The organism is Hydrogenophaga sp. UC242_50, assembly GCF_042697355.1.
GTDB lineage: Bacteria > Pseudomonadota > Gammaproteobacteria > Burkholderiales > Burkholderiaceae_C > Hydrogenophaga.
In genome coordinates, this window is sequence record NZ_CP170553.1 from 129,972 (window position 1) to 150,078 (window position 20,107).

At 70.0% G+C, this 20,107-nt stretch carries 19 protein-coding genes and 2 pseudogenes; 10 read left to right on the forward strand and 11 right to left on the reverse strand.

The window, feature by feature from the left end; all coding sequences use genetic code 11:
- Positions 1-53: 53 nt before the first annotated feature.
- From trxC to ACFJGX_RS00685, 3 genes are read right to left on the reverse strand one after another with little or no spacing between them, the layout of a single operon-like run.
- Positions 54-500 carry a thioredoxin TrxC gene (gene trxC, locus ACFJGX_RS00675; RefSeq protein ID WP_382323054.1) on the reverse strand — a complete coding sequence of 149 codons (447 nt, stop codon included), beginning with the start codon at positions 498-500 and terminating at the stop codon, positions 54-56.
- A gap of 11 nt (positions 501-511) precedes the next feature.
- Positions 512-706, reverse strand: a complete 195-nt coding sequence (locus ACFJGX_RS00680; protein ID WP_291121019.1) for a DUF2905 domain-containing protein — start codon at positions 704-706, stop codon at positions 512-514.
- 2 nt (positions 707-708) lie between these two features.
- Positions 709-1,824: a class I SAM-dependent methyltransferase gene (locus tag ACFJGX_RS00685; RefSeq protein ID WP_382323053.1), complete on the reverse strand. Its 1,116-nt coding sequence runs from the start codon at positions 1,822-1,824 to the stop codon at positions 709-711.
- A 68-nt stretch (positions 1,825-1,892) separates the two neighbouring features.
- Between ACFJGX_RS00685 and ACFJGX_RS00690 the strand changes: the two genes are divergently transcribed.
- The 3 genes and pseudogenes from ACFJGX_RS00690 to ttcA all read left to right on the forward strand — a co-directional run bounded on the left by ACFJGX_RS00690 (position 1,893) and on the right by ttcA (position 3,973).
- On the forward strand, positions 1,893-2,642 hold the full coding sequence (locus tag ACFJGX_RS00690) for an SDR family oxidoreductase (protein WP_382327542.1): 750 nt from the start codon (positions 1,893-1,895) through the stop codon (positions 2,640-2,642).
- Between the two features lie 17 nt (positions 2,643-2,659).
- Positions 2,660-3,034 (forward strand): dihydroneopterin aldolase, encoded by a 375-nt coding sequence (locus ACFJGX_RS00695; protein ID WP_382162308.1) that lies wholly within the window; start codon positions 2,660-2,662, stop codon positions 3,032-3,034.
- Positions 3,035-3,044: 10 nt separating this feature from the next.
- A pseudogene (gene ttcA, locus ACFJGX_RS00700) lies at positions 3,045-3,973 on the forward strand (tRNA 2-thiocytidine(32) synthetase TtcA).
- Between the two features lie 554 nt (positions 3,974-4,527).
- On the opposite strand, the gene ACFJGX_RS00705 reads toward ttcA, so the two are convergent.
- Together ACFJGX_RS00705 and ACFJGX_RS00710 are read right to left on the reverse strand one after the other, a co-directional pair.
- Positions 4,528-5,982, reverse strand: a complete 1,455-nt coding sequence (locus ACFJGX_RS00705; protein WP_382327544.1) for an ATP-binding protein — start codon at positions 5,980-5,982, stop codon at positions 4,528-4,530.
- Complete coding sequence (locus ACFJGX_RS00710) at positions 5,979-7,019, reverse strand: PAS domain-containing protein (RefSeq protein WP_382327546.1); 1,041 nt, start codon at positions 7,017-7,019, stop codon at positions 5,979-5,981. The genes ACFJGX_RS00705 and ACFJGX_RS00710 overlap by 4 nt, the downstream gene beginning before the upstream one ends.
- Positions 7,020-7,218: 199 nt before the next feature.
- Between ACFJGX_RS00710 and ACFJGX_RS00715 the strand changes: the two genes are divergently transcribed.
- Both ACFJGX_RS00715 and ACFJGX_RS00720 read left to right on the forward strand, forming a co-directional pair.
- On the forward strand, positions 7,219-7,860 hold the full coding sequence (locus ACFJGX_RS00715; protein WP_291120998.1) for a histidine phosphatase family protein: 642 nt from the start codon (positions 7,219-7,221) through the stop codon (positions 7,858-7,860).
- Positions 7,844-9,028, forward strand: a complete 1,185-nt coding sequence (locus tag ACFJGX_RS00720; RefSeq protein ID WP_382323048.1) for a DSD1 family PLP-dependent enzyme — start codon at positions 7,844-7,846, stop codon at positions 9,026-9,028. The genes ACFJGX_RS00715 and ACFJGX_RS00720 overlap by 17 nt, the downstream gene beginning before the upstream one ends.
- Positions 9,029-9,047: 19 nt before the next feature.
- On the opposite strand, the gene ACFJGX_RS00725 is transcribed toward ACFJGX_RS00720, so the two are convergent.
- Positions 9,048-10,139, reverse strand: a complete 1,092-nt coding sequence (locus tag ACFJGX_RS00725; protein ID WP_382323047.1) for an SPOR domain-containing protein — start codon at positions 10,137-10,139, stop codon at positions 9,048-9,050.
- A 102-nt stretch (positions 10,140-10,241) separates the two neighbouring features.
- On the opposite strand from ACFJGX_RS00725, the pseudogene ACFJGX_RS00730 reads away from it, so the two are divergent.
- A pseudogene (locus ACFJGX_RS00730) lies at positions 10,242-11,961 on the forward strand (lysoplasmalogenase family protein); the annotation flags it as partial.
- On the opposite strand, the gene ACFJGX_RS00735 reads toward ACFJGX_RS00730, so the two are convergent.
- The 3 genes from ACFJGX_RS00735 to ruvA form a co-directional block, all read right to left on the reverse strand.
- Positions 11,904-13,454: a rhomboid family intramembrane serine protease gene (locus ACFJGX_RS00735; protein WP_382328838.1), complete on the reverse strand. Its 1,551-nt coding sequence runs from the start codon at positions 13,452-13,454 to the stop codon at positions 11,904-11,906. The pseudogene ACFJGX_RS00730 and the gene ACFJGX_RS00735 overlap by 58 nt on opposite strands.
- Before the next feature lie 164 nt (positions 13,455-13,618).
- Positions 13,619-14,671: a Holliday junction branch migration DNA helicase RuvB gene (gene ruvB, locus ACFJGX_RS00740; protein ID WP_291120989.1), complete on the reverse strand. Its 1,053-nt coding sequence runs from the start codon at positions 14,669-14,671 to the stop codon at positions 13,619-13,621.
- A 3-nt stretch (positions 14,672-14,674) separates the two neighbouring features.
- Positions 14,675-15,253, reverse strand: a complete 579-nt coding sequence (gene ruvA, locus ACFJGX_RS00745) for a Holliday junction branch migration protein RuvA (RefSeq protein WP_382162327.1) — start codon at positions 15,251-15,253, stop codon at positions 14,675-14,677.
- A gap of 112 nt (positions 15,254-15,365) precedes the next feature.
- On the opposite strand from ruvA, the gene ACFJGX_RS00750 reads away from it, so the two are divergent.
- The 4 genes from ACFJGX_RS00750 to ACFJGX_RS00765 all read left to right on the forward strand — a co-directional run bounded on the left by ACFJGX_RS00750 (position 15,366) and on the right by ACFJGX_RS00765 (position 18,063).
- Positions 15,366-16,346 (forward strand): PhoH family protein, encoded by a 981-nt coding sequence (locus ACFJGX_RS00750; RefSeq protein ID WP_382327548.1) that lies wholly within the window; start codon positions 15,366-15,368, stop codon positions 16,344-16,346.
- 13 nt (positions 16,347-16,359) lie between these two features.
- On the forward strand, positions 16,360-16,746 hold the full coding sequence (locus tag ACFJGX_RS00755) for an MliC family protein (RefSeq protein ID WP_382323044.1): 387 nt from the start codon (positions 16,360-16,362) through the stop codon (positions 16,744-16,746).
- Positions 16,746-17,201: an rRNA maturation RNase YbeY gene (ybeY, locus tag ACFJGX_RS00760; RefSeq protein WP_382323043.1), complete on the forward strand. Its 456-nt coding sequence runs from the start codon at positions 16,746-16,748 to the stop codon at positions 17,199-17,201. The genes ACFJGX_RS00755 and ybeY overlap by 1 nt, the downstream gene beginning before the upstream one ends.
- Positions 17,202-17,397: 196 nt before the next feature.
- Positions 17,398-18,063, forward strand: coding sequence for a GntR family transcriptional regulator (locus tag ACFJGX_RS00765; RefSeq protein WP_382323042.1), 666 nt, complete (start codon positions 17,398-17,400; stop codon positions 18,061-18,063).
- Positions 18,064-18,144: 81 nt separating this feature from the next.
- Here the strand turns inward: ACFJGX_RS00765 and ACFJGX_RS00770 are convergent, their stop codons facing one another.
- Both ACFJGX_RS00770 and ACFJGX_RS00775 read right to left on the reverse strand, forming a co-directional pair.
- Positions 18,145-19,116, reverse strand: a complete 972-nt coding sequence (locus ACFJGX_RS00770; RefSeq protein WP_382327550.1) for a tripartite tricarboxylate transporter substrate binding protein — start codon at positions 19,114-19,116, stop codon at positions 18,145-18,147.
- 35 nt (positions 19,117-19,151) lie between these two features.
- Positions 19,152-19,955 (reverse strand): fumarylacetoacetate hydrolase family protein, encoded by an 804-nt coding sequence (locus ACFJGX_RS00775; protein ID WP_382327552.1) that lies wholly within the window; start codon positions 19,953-19,955, stop codon positions 19,152-19,154.
- Positions 19,956-20,107 lie beyond the last annotated feature (152 nt).

Here is a 20,107-nt window from a genome sequence, read left to right on the forward strand (position 1 = left end):
GCGGGAAAAGGTCGGACAAGCCCCGACCATACCGCGTCAGGCGGCGGGCGTGTTCAGGACCGCGGCAGGTTCGAGCGCACCCAGCGCACGATGTCGGCCTGCCCCATGGCGCCGGGCTGGCGCGCCACCTCGCGCCCGTTCACGAACAGCGCCAGCGTGGGGATGCTGCGGATCTGCAGTCGCGCGCCCAGGGCCTGGGCTTCTTCCGTGTTGACCTTGGCCAGGCGGACGTGCGGCTCCAGCTCGCGCGCGGCGGCCTCGAACTGGGGCGCCATGGCGCGGCAGGGACCGCACCAGGGGGCCCAGAAGTCCACCAGCACCGGCACCTGGGAGCGGCCCACGTGTTTCTCGAAGGCGGCTTCGTCCAGCGCCGCCGGGTGGCCGTCGAACAGCGCGCGGTGGCATTTGCCGCAATCCGGCGCCTGGCCCAGGGCCTCGCGGGCCAGGCGGTTGGTGGTGTGGCAATGCGGGCAGACGATGTGCAGGGACTCGGCGGTCATGGGGCGCTCCCTCAGATCAGGTAGCCGATCAGGCTGGCAACCATGCTCAGCACGACGGTGGTGGCGAAGGGCAGGAACCATTCCCGGCCAAAGGCCTTGAAGTGGAAGTCGCCCGGCAGCCGCCCGAAGCCCAGCTTGCGCAGCAGCGGCGTGAACCAGCTGATCAGCAGCAGGGCCAGGAAGATGACGATCATCCAGCGGATCATGCTCAGAGCCGGTGTGTGCGGTCGCCGGCCGCGAAACCCAGGGGCACCCAGCCGGCGGCGCTGCCGGCCGGTGCCAGCGCGATCACCTTGAACAGCTCGCCCATCTCGTGCTCGTTGACGAGCTTCTGCATCATCGCGTTCTGCCGTGCGTCGGCGCGCTGCGCCAGGTCCAGCAGGCCGCAGTTCAACAGGAAACGGCCCTGGCTGGCGTAGCCCAGCACGTCCAGCCCCGCGTCCTGCGCGGCCAGGGCGATGCCGGTGAAGTTCACGTGCGCGGTGATGTCCTTCTCGCCCACGTCGCTCAGCGGGTCGCTGTCGCTGCGGTGCGCGCGGTGGCAGATCAGCGTGCCCATGGCACGCTGCGGGTGGTAGTACTCGGCCTCGGGGAAACCGTAGTCGAGCAGGAAGGCCGCGCCGCGCTTCAGGCGGTCGCCCAGGGTGCGCACGAAGGCCTCGGCCTGCGGGTGGATTTCGGTCACGTAGTCGTGCCCACCCTCCACCGCCAGCGGTGGGCGCAGCTCGGTGGCGCGGTCGGCCCAGGCCAGGGCGCCCGCCGCGTCCAGCGCCACCCCGCGCTCGTGCCACACGCCCCCCGTGCGCGCGAGCAGTTGCACCGGCATGGCATCGAGCACCTCGTTGCCGAGCGCCACGCCGTGCAGTTGCTCGGGCAGGGCATCGGCCCAATGAACACGGTCCACGTGCGCGCTCAGGGTGTGGCGCTGGCGTTCGCGCAGGCTGCCCGAGAGGTCGACGATGGTGTAGCGCCGCAGCGGCTGCCCCCGTTCGGCCAGCGCCTCGATCACCTGCAGGGCGAGCGCGCCGGTGCCGGCGCCGAACTCCCACACCTCGTCGGTGCCGCTGGCGGCCAGCGCCTGCGCCACCTGCCGCGCCAGGGCCTGGCCGAACAGCGGGGTGAGTTCGGGCGCGGTCACGAAATCGCTGCCGCCCTGGGGCAGGTGGCCGAATTTCGCCAGCGCGTTGGCGTAATAGCCCAGGCCGGGCTCGTAGAGCGCGATGGCCATGAAGCGGTCGAACGGCAGCCAGCCGCCGCCCTGGGCGATGGCCTCGCGCACCCGCGCCAGCAAGGGGCTCGTTAAACTCTCGTGTTCTGTTGCCATGGGGGTTCGCACCCCCGGATTGTCCTTCATGCCCAGCGCCACCCCCCCCGCCTCTTGCCACGCGCACCGTGCTCGTCACCGGCGCGGGCAAGCGCCTGGGCCGCGAGATCGCGCTGGCGCTGGCGCAGTCGGGCTGGAACGTGGCGGTGCACCACCGCCACTCGGCCGACGACGCGCACCGCACCGCCGCCGACTGCGCCTTGCGCAGCGGGCGCGACGGCAGCGCCCACACCTTTTTTGCCGATCTCGGCGACGAGGCCAGCGTGCGCGCCCTGCTGCCGACCGTGGTGGCGCATTTCGGCCAGCTGGACGCGGTGGTCAACAACGCCTCGATCTTCGAACACGACAGCGCGCCCAGCTTCGGCTTCGCCGCGCTGGAGCAGCACCTGCGCGCCAACACCGGCGCGCCCGTGCTGCTGGCGCAGGCCCTGCATGCGCACCTGGAGGCACGGCAGGCCGAGGGCGTGGTGGTCAACCTGCTCGACCAGAAGCTCTGGAACATGAACCCGGACTTCTTCAGCTACACGCTCTCCAAGGCCGCGCTCGAAGCCGCCAACACCATGCTGGCGCTGGCCCTGGCGCCGCGCGTGCGCGTGGTGGGCGTGGCGCCCGGCCTCACGCTCACCAGCCACCTGCTGAGCGACGAGAAATTCGCCGAACTGCACCAGCAGTCGCCGCTGGGCCGCTCGTCCACCCCGCAGGACGTGGCCGCGACCGTGGCCTTCGCGCTGGACAACCGATCCATCACCGGCACCACCCTGCTGGTCGATGGCGGCCAGCACCTGATGCGCTTCGAGCGCGATTTTTCGCTGATGTAACCCAGCGCACGCCCATCATGAACGCCACCGCCGCCGGCAACCAGATCCTCACGCTCACCGGGCTGCGCTTCAACGCCAACCTGGGCATCCTCGACCACGAGAAGTCGAGCCCGCAGCCGATCCAGGTCGATGCCGAGCTCAACCAGGGCACGCAGCCCCTGCTGCCGCACGACGACGACATCGGCCATGTGCTGGACTACCGCAAGGTGCGCCAGATCATCATCGACGAATGCACCGCCGAGCACGTGAACCTGCTGGAGAGCCTGATCGGCAAGCTCACGCGCCGGCTGATCCAGCTGCCCGGCGTGATCGGCGTGCGCGTGAAGATCGCCAAGCTGGAAATCTTCGACGACTGCGAGGTCGCCATCCGCATGGAAAGCGGGCAGTGGTGAGGAACCCGACATGAACACCGAACTCGAAAACCACAAACTCGAAAAACGCCTGTGCCGCGAGGTTGGCCGCGCGATCGTGGACTACAACATGATCGAGGAAGGCGACCGCGTGATGGTCTGCCTCTCGGGCGGCAAGGACAGCTACGGCATGCTCGACATCCTGCAGAAGCTGCAGGCGCGCGCGCCCGTCAGTTTTGAACTGATCGTGGTCAACCTCGACCAGAAACAGCCCGGTTTTCCGGCCGACATCCTGCCCGCCTACCTCACGAAACTGGGCGTGAAGTTCCACATCGAGAACCAGGACACGTACTCCATCGTCAAGCGCGTGATTCCCGAGGGCAAGACGATGTGCAGCCTGTGCAGCCGCCTGCGCCGGGGCATCCTCTACCGCGTGGCCAGCGAGCTCGGCGCGACCAAGATCGCGCTGGGCCACCACCGCGACGACATCCTGCAGACCCTGCTGCTCAACATGTTCTTCGGCGCCAAGCTCAAGGGCATGCCCCCGAAGCTGGTGAGCGACGACGGCCGGCACGTGGTGATCCGCCCCATGGCCTATGTGGCCGAGAAGGACCTCAGCCGCTGGGCCGAACTGCGCGAATTCCCCATCATCCCGTGCACGCTGTGCGGCAGCCAGGAAAACCTGCAGCGCAAACAGGTGGGCCTGATGCTCAAGGACTGGGAGAAACGTTTCCCGGGCCGGATCGAGAACATGTTCACCGCCTTGCAGAACATCGTGCCCAGCCACCTGATGGACCGCTCGCTGTTTCCTTTGAAACCATCCGGGCCACGGGCGAGGCCAGCGAGGACGGCGACAAGGCCTTCGACGACGAGCCCCTGCCCGGGGCGGCACGCGCCTTGCCCCCTGAAACGGACTGGCCCGCACCGCAGGGGAACGCTTCGGCGCCCGCCGCAGTCATACCGATTGCCGCGGCGCACTGAGTTTTCTCCTTGGGCGCCCGCCAAGGCCATTCAGGAGGTTTCATGACCATTCAACAGCTCTTGCGCCCCTTCAAGGTGTGGGGCGCCGCCACCGCCCTGCTGGTGCTCAGCGGTTGCGCCAGCGTGTACCTGGTGGACAACGAGGTGCAGAGTTTCGCGCGCTGGGCCGACCAGGCGGGCAAGCCCGGCACGCCGGTGACGATTCCCCAGGCGCCGCAGATCTACCGCTTCGAGCGCCTGCCCTCGCAGCGCGAAGGCAAGATCGCCACCGGCCAGGACGAGCTGGAGCGCCTCGCCCAGCAGGCCCTGGTGAAGGTGGGCTGGACCCGCGCGGCCGAAGGCACGGCATCCCCCTGGCTGGTGCAGGTGGACGCCAGCACGCTGCGACTGCCGCGCGCGCCCTGGGAAAGCCCGTACGACGGCTACTGGGGCGGCTATTGGGGCGGCGGTTTCGGCCCCGGCTTCGGTTATGCCATGCCCGGGCGCGACTACGTGGTGACCGGCCGTCGCCAGATCATCTGGATGCCGATGTACCCGCGCATGGAGTCGCCGTACTACAAGCGCGAGGTGTCGCTGGTGATCCGACACGCCGCCAGCGGCAAGGTGGTGTACGAGACGCGCGCCGCGCACGATGGCCGCTGGAACAGCACCAACGGCCTGTGGTCGGCCATGCTGGACGCCGCGCTGCGCGACTTCCCGGCGCCGCCGGAAGGCCCGCGCCAGGTCAACATCGAAGTGCCCCGCTGACCGGCGGGCGGCCCAGCAAGGCTCAGCGGGTCGCGCGCTCCAGCAGTTCGCGGATCGCCTCGCCCAGGGCGTCCATGCTGTCCTGCTTGCCCATCACGTCGCTCACGCCAGCCTCGGTCGCCTCGGCGATCAGCTTGTCGTTGACGTGCCCCGAGACAATGCGCGACGCGCAGGCCCGGGCGCAGCTGGCGCGCCTCGCGCGCCACGTCCACCCCCGAGATGCCCGGCATGTTCTGGTCGGTCACGACCAGGTCCACCGGGTCGTCGGGATGCTCGCGCAACCAGGCGATCGCCGCCTCGCCCGATTCGAAGGTGCTGGTGCGGTAGCCCTGCTTGCGCAGCAGGCGCCCGACCAGAAACACCAGGGCTTCGTAGTCGTCGATGTAGATCACGTGTTTGCCGGGCGCCACCGGCACGGCGGCCGTGGCCACGGTGACGGGCGCGGGCGCCGGCGCCTCGTCGGCCGCCCCGGCGGCCAGGGGCAGGTAGACGTCGAAGCGCGAGCCCTCGCCGGGGCGGCTGTGCAGCGCGATCACCCCGCGGTGGGCCTTGACGATGCCATGCACCACCGCCAGGCCCAGGCCGGTGCCCGCGCCCGGCGCCTTGGTGGTGAAGAAGGGCTCGAAGATGCGCTGCTGCGTGGCCTCGTCCATGCCGGGGCCGTTGTCGGCCACGCTCAGGCAGGCGTAGGCGCCGCCGGCCAGGCCGCCCAGCTGCAGGCCTTGCGAGGCGTCCAGCCGCACATCGCGCAGCGCCACGGTGATGTCGCCCGAGCGGCCTTCCATGGCCTGCCAGGCGTTGGTGCACAGGTTCATGAGCACCTGCTGCATCTGGGTCGCATCGGCCAGCACCGGCAGCCCGGCGGCGGGCAGGCGCGCCACGAGCTTGAGGCTGGCGGGCAACAGCGAGCGCATCAGGCCCAGCGCCTCCTCCACCAGCGGGGTGAGCGGCTGGCGCACCATTTCCTGCGTCTGGCGCCGGCTGAAGGTGAGGATCTGCTGCACCAGCTGGCGCGCGCGGATGGCGGCGCGGTTGATCTCGGTCAGGCTCTCCTGCGCCGGGTGCTGCTCACCCAGGTCTTCGCGCGCCAGCACGAGGTTGCCCAGGATGGCGGCGAGCAGGTTGTTGAAATCGTGCGCCACGCCGCCGGCCAGGGTGCCGATGGCCTCCATCTTCTGCGACTCGCGCAACTGCGCTTCGAGCGCGCGGTGCTGCGCCTCGGCCTGCTTGTGCTCGGTGATGTCGGTGTGCGTGCCGATCATGCGCAAAGGCTTTCCGCTTTCACCGCGCGAAAGCACCATGCCGCGCGACAACACCCACTTCCACTGGCATCCTTGCAGCGGATGCGGCGCTCGTTGCGGTAGACCGGCGAGCGGCCTTCGAAATGCGCCAGCCGATCGGCCTGCATCTGGGCCACGTCCTCGGGATGGGTGCAGGCGTCCAGCGCCACCGCCAGGTTGACGTCGTCGGCTTCGTCGTAGCCGAACATCGCTTTCATGCCTTCGGAGAAAAATTCCTCGTCGGTCACCAGGTTCCAGTCCCACAGGCCATCGCCCGTGCTCTCCAGCGCCAGTTTCCACAGCGCTTCGCTGGCGTGCAGCGCGGCCTCGGCCGCCTTGCGGTCGGAGATGTCGAACAGCACCCCCACGCGCAGGAAGCCGTTGTCGTCGGCCGACACCGCGCAAGAACGGTTGCAGATCCACTTGATGGTGCCGTCGGGCAGCACGACCCGGAACTCGGTTTCCAGGCTGGACTGCCCGGCCAGGATGGCCTGGCGGTCGCGCTCCAACATGGCCTGGTCTTCCGGGTGGAAGTAGCGCGCGAGCAAGGCGGGGTTGCGCATCAGGTCGTCGGCCTCGAAGCCGTAGATGTCGCGGATGCCGGCACTCAGGAAACGGTACTCGCGCCCGCCGTCGTTGCGCACGTACACGGCGAACACGGCGCCAGGCACCTGGGCGGTGATCAGGCGCAGTTGCTCCTCGCTCTCGCGCAGGGCTTTCTGGTCGCGCATGCGGTCGGTGATGTCCTCCACCGTGCCTTCGTAGTACTGCAACACGCCCGCCGCATCGCGCACGCCGTGCGCGTTCTCGCTGATCCAGACGCGCTCGCGCGTCTTGTGGCGGTGGATTTCCGAGATGAAGCCGCGCACGAAGCCATCGCGTTCGAGCTGGCACTTGAATTCGGCCCGGCGCGCGGGGTCGACGTACCACTCCAGGGCGATGTCGTTCACCCTAGCCAGCATCTCCCACTCCGACGCGTAGCCGTTGAGCGACACCAGCGCCTGGTTCGCCCGCAGCATCCGCCCCTCGGGTGAACTTCGATAGGCCCCGATCGGCAGGAAATTGAAGAGCGTGGAAAAATCCCCGTCGAGCGGGGATGGCGGCGGCGTCATGCAACGAATTGTCTCGCAAACCCCGGTTTTCCTGACGTTTCGGCACGCGCGACAGTGGCGCCCCCGGTACAGTTGCAGTCTTTCGCCCGCGTTCAAGGACCCCCCTTTGCAAGTCACCCGCATCCTGGCCGTGCGCCATGGTGAAACCGCCTGGAACCGCGACACGCGCATCCAGGGCCACACCGACATCGCCCTCAACGAGCGCGGCCGCTGGCAGGCCGCCCAGCTGGCCGAAGCGCTGCGCGACGAACCGATTGCCGCCGTCTATGCCAGCGACCTCGGTCGCGCCTTCGAGACCGCGCAGGCGGTCGCCCGCGTCAAGAACCTGAGCGTGACGCCCCACCAGGGCCTGCGCGAGCGCCATTTCGGGCGTTTCGAAGGCCAGACCTGGGCCGAGCTCGAACAGCGCTGGCCGACCGAGGCCCTGGCCTGGCGCAAGCGCATGCCCGATTTCGCCCCCGCCGGCGGCGAATCGCTGGAACAGCTGCAGCGCCGCGTGATCCCCACCGTGCTCGAACTGGCCTCGCGCCACCCCGGAGAACAGGTGCTGATGGTCGCGCACGGCGGCGTGCTCGACATCCTCTACCGCGCCGCCACGCGCCTGGAACTCACCGCGCCGCGCAGCTGGGAATTGCCCAACACCGCCATCAACCGCCTGCTGTGGTCGCCCGAGGGCCTGAGCCTGGTGGGTTGGGCCGACACCAACCACCTGCAATCCGGGGCCCCCCTCGATGAACGTGCAACTTGACCCTGCGCGCAGCTCGCGCTGGCAGAACGCCCAGGCCCTGATCGGCCAGGAGGTGGCGCAGCTCGACACCCCCGCCCTGGTGATCGACCTCGACGCCATGGAGCGCAACCTCGCGCACATGGCGGCCTACGCGCGGGCCCACGGGCTGCGGCTGCGGCCGCACGCCAAGATGCACAAGAGCGCCGAACTCGCCCGGCTGCAGATGGCCCACGGCGCGGTGGGGGTCTGCGTGCAGAAGACCGACGAGGCCCTGGCGCTGGCCCGCGGCGGCGTGACCGACATCTACATCAGCAACGAAGTGATCGCCCTGCCCAAGCTGCAGCGGCTGGCCCAGGCGGTGCGCACCCTGCCCGACACGCGGTTCGCCATCGCGGTGGACAGCGCGGCCGGCGTGCTGCGGCTGGCGCAGGCGCTGGAGGCCGCCAGCGTGGGCGGTGAGAACCGCATCGACGTGTTCGTGGAGATCGACGTCGGCCAGGGCCGCTGCGGCGTGCCGCCCGGCGAACCGGCCGTGGACCTGGCCCGCCTGATCGCCCAGCACCCGGTGCTGCGCTTCGCCGGCCTGCAGGCCTACCACGGCGGCGCCCAGCACCGGCGCGACCCGGCCGAGCGGGCCAAGGCCATCGGCGAGGCGGCCTGGGCCGCCGCGCTCACGCGCGAGCGGCTGCAGGCCGCGGGTTTCACGGTGCCGCTGATCACCGGCGCGGGCACGGGCACCTTCTCCCTGGAGACGGCCAGCCACGTCTGGGGCGAGCTGCAGGTGGGCTCCTACCTGTTCATGGACGCCGACTACGCCCGCAACGAAAGCGCGCCGCTGGCCCCGGTGTTCGAGCATGCGCTGTTCCTCAAGGCGCAGGTGATGAGCCGGGGCGCCCAGCACGCGGTGTGCGACGCCGGCCACAAGAGCCACGCCATCGACAGCGGCCTGCCGGCCGTGTGGAGCCCACCGGGCCTGGTGTTCGCCAATGGCGGGGACGAGCACGGCATCCTGCGCGCGGCCCACGCCGGCCAGGCCCTGCCCGATCTGGGCGACACGGTCTGGCTCGTGCCCGGCCACTGCGACCCCACGGTCAACCTGCACGACCTCCTGTTCGGCGTGCGCGGCGGCCTGTCCGAGGGCAAGGTGGAGCGCCTGATCGCCGTGGACACGCGCGGCGCGCTGGGCTGACCGACCGGGCCTCGCCGGCTCAGGGCGCGAACACCACCGCGTCCAGCCCCAGGGCGCGGATGCGCGCGGCCGCTTCATCGGCCGAGGAACGGCTGGCAAACGGCCCGACGCGAACCCGGGTGAACTCGCCCTTGGGCGATTCGACCTTCTGCAGGATCGCCGGAAAACCGGCTTCCACCAGGCGCGCGTGGGCCTTGTCGGCGTTGGCCGGGTCGGCGAACAGGCCGACGTTGATGCCATGGGCCTGCGGCGCCACCACCGCCGCCACCGATGCCTTGGGGGCCGCGACCTTGGCGACCACCACCTTGGCGGGCTCGGGCGGCGCGGCCTTGGCCACCACGGGTGGCTCGGCCGGCGGGCTGTCCTCGACGAGGGATGGCAAGGCCGGCAGCGTCGGTGGCGTCACGATCACCGGCGCGGGTTCGGGCACCGGTTCCGGCGCGGCTGGCGGTGCGGCGGCCACGGCTTGTTCGACCGGCTCGGGCTCGGCGGCGGGCGTGGCGGGTGCGGCAGGAACGGCCGGCGCCGGTGCTTCGACGAGTTGGGCGGCCGGCGCCGGCAGGCCTTGCAGGAGCCCGCCGCCCAGCCAGCCCGCCCCCAGCGCACCGGCCAGCAGCAGGTTGACCACCACCAGCGCCCCCAGGCGCCGCTTCGAACTCGCCTGCTTTTCCAGCGCCGCGCAGGCCTCGCGCACGGTGCGGGCTTCGCGCACGGCGCGCGTCATGCGGCGGCGGGTGTCGGCGTGCAGCAGGGCGTTGCCGTAGGCGCCGGGGATCGCGATGCTCAGCAACAGCAGCGTGAGCAGCACGCCCCATTCCACCGACGGCGGCCACTGCAGGAAGCGCCGGGCCGCCACCAGCACCAGCAGCGCCAGCCCCTGGGCACAGGCCAGGTAGACCAGCGCCGAGCCCCAGAGCTGGCGGAACACCAGCCAGTTCAGGGTGAGCAGGCCGGCCGCCGGGTTCCAGACCGGGCTGGCGCGGCCGGCGTCGTCGAAACGCTCGAACACCGCGAGGTAGTGCGCCGTGTTCACCGGCCCCAGCGCGGCGCGGTACAGCGCGGTGGTGGCACTCTCCGGGGCGGTCGCGGCAGCGGGCGGGTGGGCGGACATGCCCGCGATTCTGGCACGGGCATGCGGGTTGATGCCAAGGGTGCAAACACCGGCTTCTGCCCACAATGCGCGCATGCCCCGTTTCCGCTTCGCACGCCTCCCATGAGCCCGAGCCAGATCATCGTGCTGGCCACGCCGGTGTTCTTCGCGCTGATCGCGATCGAGTACGCCATCGGCCGCCAGCGCCGGCACAACACCTACCGGCTCGACGACGCCATCAGCAGCATCGGCCTGGGCATGCTCAGCCAGATCAGCGCGGTGTTCACCCGGCTGCTGCGCGTGGGCCTGTACACCGCCGTGTACTCGGCGGTGGCGATCTGGCCCGACCACCCGTTCTGGACCAGCGGGATGGGCTGGCTGACCGCGCTGGTGTTCTACGACTTCTGCTACTACTGGCTGCACCGCGCCGGGCACGAGAGCGCCGTCTTCTGGGCCGCGCACGTGGTGCACCACCAGAGCCAGGACTACAACCTCTCCACCGCGCTGCGCCAGACCAGTTCGGGCGCGCTGCTGGGCTGGATCTTCTACCTGCCCATGGCCGTGGCCGGCGTACCGCCGCTGGTGTTCGGCGTGGTCGCGCTGATCGACCTGCTCTACCAGTTCTGGGTGCACACCGAGCAGGTCGGCAAGCTGGGCTGGTTCGACCGCTGGTTCTGCAGCCCCTCCAACCACCGCGTGCACCACGCGGTGAACGACCGCTACCTCGACCGCAACTACGGCGGCATCCTGATCGTGTGGGACCGCCTGTTCGGCAGCTTCAAGGAAGAGGACGAGAAGTGCGTCTACGGCACGCGCAAGCCCCTGCAGAGCTGGGACCCGCTGTGGGCCAACGGCGAGGTGTACTGGGGCCTGCTGCGCGACAGCTGGCACACCCGGCGCTGGGCCGACAAGCTGCGCGTGTGGTTCAAGCCACCGGGCTGGCGGCCGGCCGACGTGGCAGAGCGCTTTCCGTCACCCGCTTTCGACCTCGCCAGCGTGCAGCGCTATGCGCCGCCCATGAGCCCTGCGGTGCGCTGGTTCGCGGGCGCACAGTTCGTGGCCCTGCTCGTGGGCGTGGGGGGCTTCCTGTGGTTCGCCGATGCCTGGCCGCTCTCGCGCAGCGCCGTGGTGTTCAGCGTGCTGCTGGTGGCGCTGTGGGCCATCGGCGCGGTGATGCAGGGGCGCATCGGCATGGGCGAGGCGCTGCTGATCGAATGCGGCGCCCTGGCCATCGCCACCGCCGCGCTGGGCTGGGTGGAGCTGCACCGGGTCTTCAAGCCGCTGGCCGATGCTGATCGCGATGGCCGTGGTGTGGGCGCATGCGCGCGCCGCGGGCGGCGTGCGGCGCGCGGACGCCCTGCTGCTCGCCGCGCTGGCCTTTTCACTGGCGGGAGACGCCTTCCTGATGTTCCCCGGCTACTTCATCCCGGGGCTGGTGGCTTTCCTGCTGGCCCACCTGGCCTACATCGCGCTGTTCCACCAGGGCCTGCCCTGGTTCCCGAGCCGCCGCGCGCTGGTGCGCACGCTGGGCCTGGGTGTGGCGATGTACGGCTTCCTGTGGCAGGGCGGCCTGCCGGCCGGCCTGCGCGCCCCGGTGGCGGCCTACGTGCTGGTGATCGCGCTGATGGCCGCGCAGGCCATCGGCCGCGCCAGCGTGCAGCGCGACCGCGCGGCCCTGGCCGTGGCGCTGGGTTCGGGCTTCTTCATGCTGAGCGACTCGCTGCTGGCGACCAATCGCTTCGTGTCGCCGCTGCCGATGTCGCAGGTGTGGGTGCTGAGCACCTACTACGCGGCGCAGGCGCTGATCGTGGCGGGCATGCTGCGCGGCCGGCGCGCCGGTGCCGAACCGGCCTCGCTCACGGCCTGGCCGGCGCGCGCGCGCTTCGCTCGCAGACGGGCACCCACACTGACCATCCGGTCCGACAGCTGCTCGAGCCTGGCGTCGGCCTGCGCCGCATCGACGGAGCCCCGGTGTTTGCCCACCTCCAGCGTCATGACCTCCAGCACGATGCCGTGAAGCTCGCGGATCTCCGCGATCGTGGGCGTGTGGGGTTGGGGGCCGAGCGCGGCGAGTTCTTCGCCCATCGCCCGGTAGGCCGGGATGTGGCGCTGCGCCATCGCGTCGACGAATTGCGCCCGGCTCAGGCGCCCGTCCTTGTGGTCCCTGGCGTCCTGCTGCAGCGCGGTCTCGGCGGCCCTCAGACGGGGCAGCAGGTCCGTCAGCAGCGACTGCGAGCCAAACAACTGCCGGTGGTCCACGCCGGGCCGGGCCAGCCCCACCAGCGCGCCCACCACCAGCACCGTGGCGGCCACGGCCATCACCTGGCGGCGCTGGCGCAGACCACGCGAGGCGCGCTCGTCGACCAGCTCCACCAGCAGCCAGGCCAGCAGGGCCCCCATCACCAGGCCACCCACGTGGGCCGCGTTGTCGATGCCCGGTCGGGCAAAACCCTGCCCCAGCATGATCGCCACGAACAGGCCCTGGCTGGTCAGCAGCTGCGTCGCCATGGCCTTGGGCACGCTCGCACGGTGCTGGTAGACGCCGACCATCAACGCCCCCAGCACGCCGAACACCGCGCCGGAAGCCCCGACCGACACCGCCTGCTGTGACGAAAAATGCAGGCTCAGCGCGCTGCCAGCGAGCCCTGCCGCCAGGTAGATCAGCAGGAACTGGCCGTTGCCGAACCAGCGGCACACCCGCCGCCCAGCGTCCCACAGCGCGAACATGTTCAGGCCCAGGTGCAGCGCGCCGCCGTGCAGCGCGGTGGCGCTGAGCAGGCGCCAGTACTCGCCATCGCGCACCACGGCCGTGGCCGAGTTGGCGCCCCAGGCGAACAGCTCGGCCGAAGTGGGCTTGGTGGGGCTCATGCCGTCGAACAGGTTGAGCACCCACACCGCCACGTTGACGGCGATCACCGCGTACAGCGCCCAGGGCGTGGGGGTGAGGGTGCGCAGGCGCTCCTCGAACGCCTCGTGCGCCTGCCAGGCGTCCAGCCGCTCGCTCAGGGCCGCGCGGGCCTGGCCGGTGGCGTAACGCTGAAAACCCTGCAGCGCCGCCTGCACGGCGGGCTGGCGCTCGGCGCGGCGCAGCGGCGCCAACGCGATCACGCGCTTGAGCCCCTTGCGGAACAGGCCTGCGGTGGCGGCCTGCGAAACCGCGCCCTCGCGCAGCTGGATCTGGATCTGGTGCTGGCCTTGCACCGAGAGGTGCTCCACATCGGCGATGTCGCTCCAGGGAATGGTCTGCCCCTTGAGCAGGTAGCCGCCGATGCCCTCGGGGCCGACGCGCAGGATGGGGTGCGCGCTCAAGAGGGGCTGCAGCAGCAGCCAGGCCATCGCTCCGAAGAAGAGCGCCAGCGCGCCCAGCAGCCAGGCGCCGCGCGGCGTGGCGCAGGGCACCCGCCGCGAAACCCGCGGCCATGAGGGCCACGAGCGCCGCCACCCAGACAGCGCTGCCGCGCCAGGTCGCTCGAAACTCCTGGCTGTGGTCGGGCATGCCTTCAGTCGGCGAAGAGTTCACCCGCGTTGCTTGGCGGCGCCACCCCCAGGTGCCGGTACGCCGCCAGCGTGGCGATGCGCCCGCGCGGCGTGCGCTGCAGGAAGCCTTGCTGGATCAGGTAGGGCTCGATCACGTCCTCGATGGTGTCGCGCTCCTCGCCGATGCTGGCCGCGATGTTGTCCAGCCCCACCGGCCCACCGTCGAAGCGGTGGATCACGGCTTCGAGCAGCTTGCGGTCCATGAGGTCGAAGCCCTGCGGGTCCACGTCCAGCATCGCCAGCGCGCGGTTGGCGATGTCCTGCGTGATGGTGCCGCGGCCCTTGACCTCGGCGAAGTCGCGCACGCGGCGCAGCAGGCGGTTGGCGATGCGCGGTGTGCCGCGCGAGCGGCGCGCGATCTCGAATCCGCCTTCGGGGTCCATGGGTGCGTTCAGCAGCCCGGCGCTGCGCTTGACGATGCGCGCGAGTTCCTCGGCGGTGTAGAACTCCAGCCGCGCGACGATGCCGAAGCGGTCGCGCAGCGGGTTGGTGAGCATGCCCGCGCGCGTGGTCGCGCCCACCAGGGTGAAGGGCTGCAGGTCCAGCTTGATGCTGCGCGCGGCCGGGCCTTCGCCGATCATGATGTCGATCTGGTAGTCCTCCAGCGCCGGGTACAGGATTTCCTCGACGACCGGGCTGAGCCGGTGGATCTCGTCGATGAACAGCACGTCGTTGGCCTCGAGGTTGGTCAGCAGCGCGGCCAGGTCCTTGGGTTTTTCCAGCACCGGGCCGCTGGTCTGGCGCAGGTTCACGCCGAGTTCCTGCGCGATGATGTGCGAGAGCGTGGTCTTGCCCAGCCCCGGCGGGCCGAACAGCAGCACGTGGTCCAGCGCCTCGCTGCGCTTCTTGGCCGCACCGATGAAGATTTCGAGCTGCTCGCGCACCTTGGTCTGGCCCACGTACTCGTCGAGCAGCTTGGGGCGCAAGGCGCGCTCGATCGCCTCTTCCTTGGGCGAGGCGGGCGCGGCGGACACCACGCGCGGCGCGGGGGTGAAATCGTCGGTCTGGATGCTCATGGTTTATTTGGCCAGTGCTTTGAGCGCGAGCTTGATGCCTTCGCTCACGCCCACGTCCTTGGGCAGGGCCTTGAGCGCGGCGGTGGCGTCCTTGTCGCTGTAGCCCAGGGCCATCAGCGCCTGCTGGATGTCGCTCTGCACGTCGCTCTGGGCCGGGCCGGCACCGGGCAGGTTCAGGTCGGCGCCGAGCTTGCCCTTGAGTTCGAGCAGCAGGCGCTCGGCGGTCTTCTTGCCGATGCCGGGCACCTTGACGATGCGCCCGCTTTCCTGCGCGCTCACCGCCTGCGCCAGGTCGGTCACGCTCATGCCCGAGAGCACCGACAACGCGGTGCGCGGGCCCACGCCGCTGATCTTGATGAGCTGGCGGAACGCCTCGCGTTCCGAGGAGGTGCCGAAGCCGTAGAGGATCTGCGCGTCCTCGCGCACCACGAAGTGCGTGAGCAGGGCCACCTTCTCGCCGGTGGCGGGCAGGTTGTAGAAAGTGCTCATGGGCACATCCACCTCATAACCCACGCCATGGCAGTCCAGCAGGATCTGGGGCGGATTTTTTTCCAGCAGCGTACCGGTCAACTTGCCTATCATCGGGAAAATTCCTTTCCAGTCGTTCGCAGGGCCGCCCCCAAGAACGACTGCACCCCCTCGGGGGGCCTGGCACCGCCAGGGTTGGGGGCCATCAACTCACTGGATTATCGGTTTGATTCTCAGGCACACCTTCTCCCCACCGGACAACACCCGCATGGCGCACCTGTGCGGCCCCATGGACAGCCACATCCGCAGCATCGAGGCCGCTTTGCAGGTCAAGGTGGCGCACCGATTCGAGCAGTTCCGCATCGAGGGGCCCAAAGCCAAGGCCACCCAGGCGCTGGAAACGCTGCAGGCGCTGTACGAGATGGCGAAGAAGCCGATCCCCGCCGAACAGGTGCAGCTCATGCTCAGCGGCGACACCGCCCTGGCCGAGCCCGGCGACGGCGCCCTGGCGATGCAGACCCGGCGCGGCGAGGTGCGCGGGCGCACGCCCAACCAGGCGCGCTACCTGGAAAACACTGCCACGCACGACATCACCTTCGGCATCGGCCCGGCCGGCACTGGCAAGACCTACCTGGCCGTGGCCTGCGCGGTCGATGCGCTGGAGCGCAGCGCGGTGCAGCGCATCGTGCTCACGCGCCCGGCGGTGGAGGCGGGTGAGAAGCTCGGCTTCCTGCCCGGCGACCTGGGCCAGAAGGTGGACCCCTACCTGCGCCCGCTGTACGACGCGCTCTACGACCTGATGGGCGCCGACAAGGTGCAGAAGGCCTTCGAGCGCCAACAGATCGAGATCGCCCCCCTGGCCTTCATGCGCGGGCGCACGCTCAACCACGCCTTCGTGATCCTGGACGAGGCGCAGAACACCACCGTGGAGCAGATGAAGATGTTCCTCACGCGCATCGGCTTCGGCAGCAAGGCCGTGATCACGGGCGACGTGAGCCAGATCGACCTGCCCCGCACCCAGCTCAGCGGCCTGATCGACGCCGAGCGTGTGCTCAAGCGCGTGCAGGGCATCGCGTTCACCCGCCTGTCCAGCGCCGACGTGGTGCGCCACCCCCTGGTGGCGCGCATCGTGGACGCCTACGACGCGCGCAACCCCGACACCGAAGACGCCCCGCCCGCGAAGCGCGCGCGCCGCGCCGCCCACTGACGCCATCCACCGTATGCTCACACGCACCCTGCTCGCCAGCCTTGTCGCCGTGCTGGCCCTCGATGCATCCGCCCAGGGCTCGGCAACACCACAGCCCCAGTTGGTCTTCAGCAGCCAGGCCGTGCAGTACAAATGCGATGGCGGAAGCGAGATCGAACTGGCCTACCTGAACCTGAGCAACGGCACCTCGTTCGCGGCGTTGCACCACGGTGGCCGCACGCTGATGCTGCAGGGCCGCCGTGCCACCACGGGCGTGCGCTTTTTCGCCCTGGACCCGCAGTCCCGGCTGAGCTGGTACACGCAAGGCATGAAGGGGGAGTTGAGCGCCATCGCCGCCGACCCCAACACGCAAGACCAGACCCTGATGTCCAACTGCTTCGCCCAACCGGCCAAACGCTGATGGCCCTGCCTGCCCTCACCCTCTCCCTGCAGTTCGGCGAGCTCGCCGACGCCGCCGCGCACCGCGCCGCCCTGCCCCGCCACTGGGTGGTCCGCTGCATCCGCCACGCGCTGGACGCCGATGCCGAGATCACCGTGCGCATCGTCGATGCCGAAGAAGGCCAGGCGCTCAACCGCGACTACCGCGGCCGCGACTACGCCACCAACGTGCTCACCTTCGACTACGCCACCGAACCGGTGGTGATGGCCGATCTCGTGCTCTGCGCCCCCGTGGTCGCGCGCGAGGCGGCCGAACTGAAGAAGCCCCTGGCCCAGCACTACGCGCACCTGCTGGTGCACGGCACCCTGCACGCGCAGGGCTGGGACCACGAAACCGGCGAGCAGGACGCCGAAGAGATGGAGGCGCGCGAGACCGAGATCCTCGCGGGCCTGGGCCAGCCGAACCCCTACGCCTAGGGGTCGAGTCTCAGGAGCTTGTTCATGGCCGGGATGCGGCCCATGGGAGGCTGGTGGTTGAGAGCGGCGTGTGGCCGGCGCCCTATGCCGCTGGGCCGGTTTCCACGGCACGACGGGGCCGTCGGCGCGCAACATACTCGATAGAATCAGCCACGCCTGGTGGCCTTCCACGCAGGCGCATTGCTTCCCATCCAACATGCCCACTCACACCGACAGCAACGGCAAGTCCATGGGCCAGGTGGCCTACGGCAAGCTGCACGAAGCCATCGAGACCGGTGTGCTCAAACCCGGCGACCGCATCAGCGTCAACGGCCTGGCCGACACCCTGCAGATCAGCCGCACACCGGTGCGCGAAGCCATCGCCTGGCTGGAGACCGACGGCCTCATCGTGCATGAGCCCTATCGCGGGCGCGTGGTCGCGCAGCTCGATCAGCAGATGGTGATCGAGCTGTATGCGATCCGCTTGGTGCTGGAAACCTCTGCGGCCGCGCTCGCCGCGCAGAATGCATCGGAAGCCGAGGTCGATGTGCTGCGCGAGATGCTGGTGCTCGAACGCGAGGTGCTGAGCGACCCCATGCGCCGCGAGCGGCTGAACCGGCGCTTTCACGACGCGATCTACCGCAGCGCGCACAACCGTTACCTGCTCACCACCCTGCGGGCGCTGCAGACGCCGATGATCCTGCTGGGGCCGGCCACGGCCAGCGAGCCGGCCCGCGCCGAAAGCGCCTCGGCCGAACATCAGCGTCTGGTGGACGCCATCGCGCGGCGCGACGCCGAGGGCGCGCGCGAGGCCATGCGCGTGCACCTGGCGGGCGGCCAGCGCGCGCGCATCAACGCCATGCTCTCGCGCGAACGCGACTGAACGACCGGGAGAGGCCGGGACATGCCGGCCAAAAAAAAGCGCGGCCGAAGCCGCGCGTATGTTCCGGCAGGGCCTGCTGGTTCAGCGCGGCTTGGCGCCCGCCTTGCGCGCCATCGCCTGTTCCAGCTCGCCCCACTTGGTGAGCTCTTCCTGGATGAAGCGGCCGAACTGCTCGGGCGTGCCTTCGGCTGGCTCGGCACCGGCTTCCAGCATGGTGCGCTCCACCGCCGGGTCGTCCAGCGTGCGACTCACGTCCGCGCCCAGCTTGGCGATCACCGCCTTGGGCGTCGCGGCGGGCGCGAGCAGGCCGAACCAGCCCACGGCCGCGTAACCCGGCACGCCCGAATCCGCGATCGTCGGCAGTTCTGGCGTGGCCTTGGCGCGCTTGGCGCTGGTCACGGCCAGCGCGACCAGCTTGCCCGACTTCACGTGCGGCATCACGGTCTGACCAGGGGCGAACATCACGTCAATGGTGCCGGCCAGCAGGTCGTTCACGGCCTGGCCGGTGCCCTTGTACGGCACGTGCATCATCTCGACGTCGGCCACCTGCTTGAAGAGCTCGACCGTCAGGTGCGAGGCCGAGCCTTCACCGGAGGAGCCGAAGGTCAGCTTGCCGGGTTCGGCCTTGGCCTTGGCCACCAGCTCGCGGATGTTCTTCACGCCCAGTCTCGGGTTCACCGTCACCACATAGGGCGAGGCCGACACCAGCGCCACCGGGGCGAACTGGCTGGCGTTTTCCTTGGTGAGCGAGGCGGTGGAGCTCATCATGAGCGTGTAACCGTCGGGTGCCGAGCGCGCCACGTAGGACGCGCCGATGTGGCCGGCCGCGCCCGGGCGGTTTTCCACCAGCACGGTCTGCTTCCAGCTGTTGCCCAGGTGCACGGCCAGGATGCGCGCGAGCGAGTCGGCGCCGCCGGCGGGCGGGAAGGGCACGATCATGGTCACGGCCTTGGTGGGGTAGGGCTGCGGCGCCTGGGCCAGCGCGAGGCCGGCGGTGGCGCACAGGGCGGCCGCCACGGCGGCGGCGAGGGTGCGGTGAAGAGCGCTGTTCATGTTGTCTGTCTCCTGGGTTGGGGGCGGATGGGGTCTCAGGCCTGCGCGGGCGCGACGATGCGGTTGCGCAGGACCATGGGCGGGTTCTCGAAGGCGCACTCGACGACGTCGCCGTGCTTGAGGAACAGCTCCTCGGCGTTGGGCTTGCCGACCGCCACGCCGCCGGGCGCGCCGGTGGAGAACATGTCGCCGGGCATGAGGGGCACGAGGCGCGAGAAGTGCTCGATGATTCGCGGCAGCTTCCAGATCTGGTCGCTGGTGTTCACGCGCATGCGCTGCTCACCGTTGACGCTGCAGGTCACCCAGATGTCGTAGGGGTCGGGCACCTCGTCCATCGTGATGATGCAGGGACCCAGCGGGCCGAACCCGGGCGCGTTCTTGGCGGTCCAGAAGCGCGAGCCCGAGGCGACCTCGCGCTTTTGCGTGTCGCGGCAGGTCAGGTCGTTGAGGATGGTGATGCCGGCCACGTGCGAGAACGCGTCCTCAGCCTTCACGTTGTAGGCGGCCTTGCCGATCACGAACACCAGCTCGGGCTCGTAGTCGAGGTGGGTGACGCTGGGCGGGCGCACCACGTCGTTGTCGTGGCCGGTCAGGCAGTCGTTGAGCTTGATGAAGCCCGTCGGCTCGTTGGGCAGTTCCTTGATCAGGTCGGTGCGCTGCAGCTCCTCGAGGTGGGTGCGGTAGTTCTTGCCCACGCACAGGAACTTGTGCGCGTCGGTGATGGGCGGCAGGAAATCGATCGCATCCAGCGCGTGCGAGCTGTCGGCGGCGCCCGGGCCGGCGATCAGCTCGCGCACCCGCGCCAGGCCGGCGTCGCCCAGCGCAAGCAGCGCCTTCATCGTGTCCGGCAGGGGGGCGTTGCTGCGTGTCGCGAATGCGGCCAGGTCGAGCATGCGGTCACCGGCGAGGACGCCCAGGCGCGGGTGAGCGGCTTGGCCGATGCAGGGAAAAATTGGCGAGTCTCAAGGGGTCTCCTTTGGGGAAAGATCGC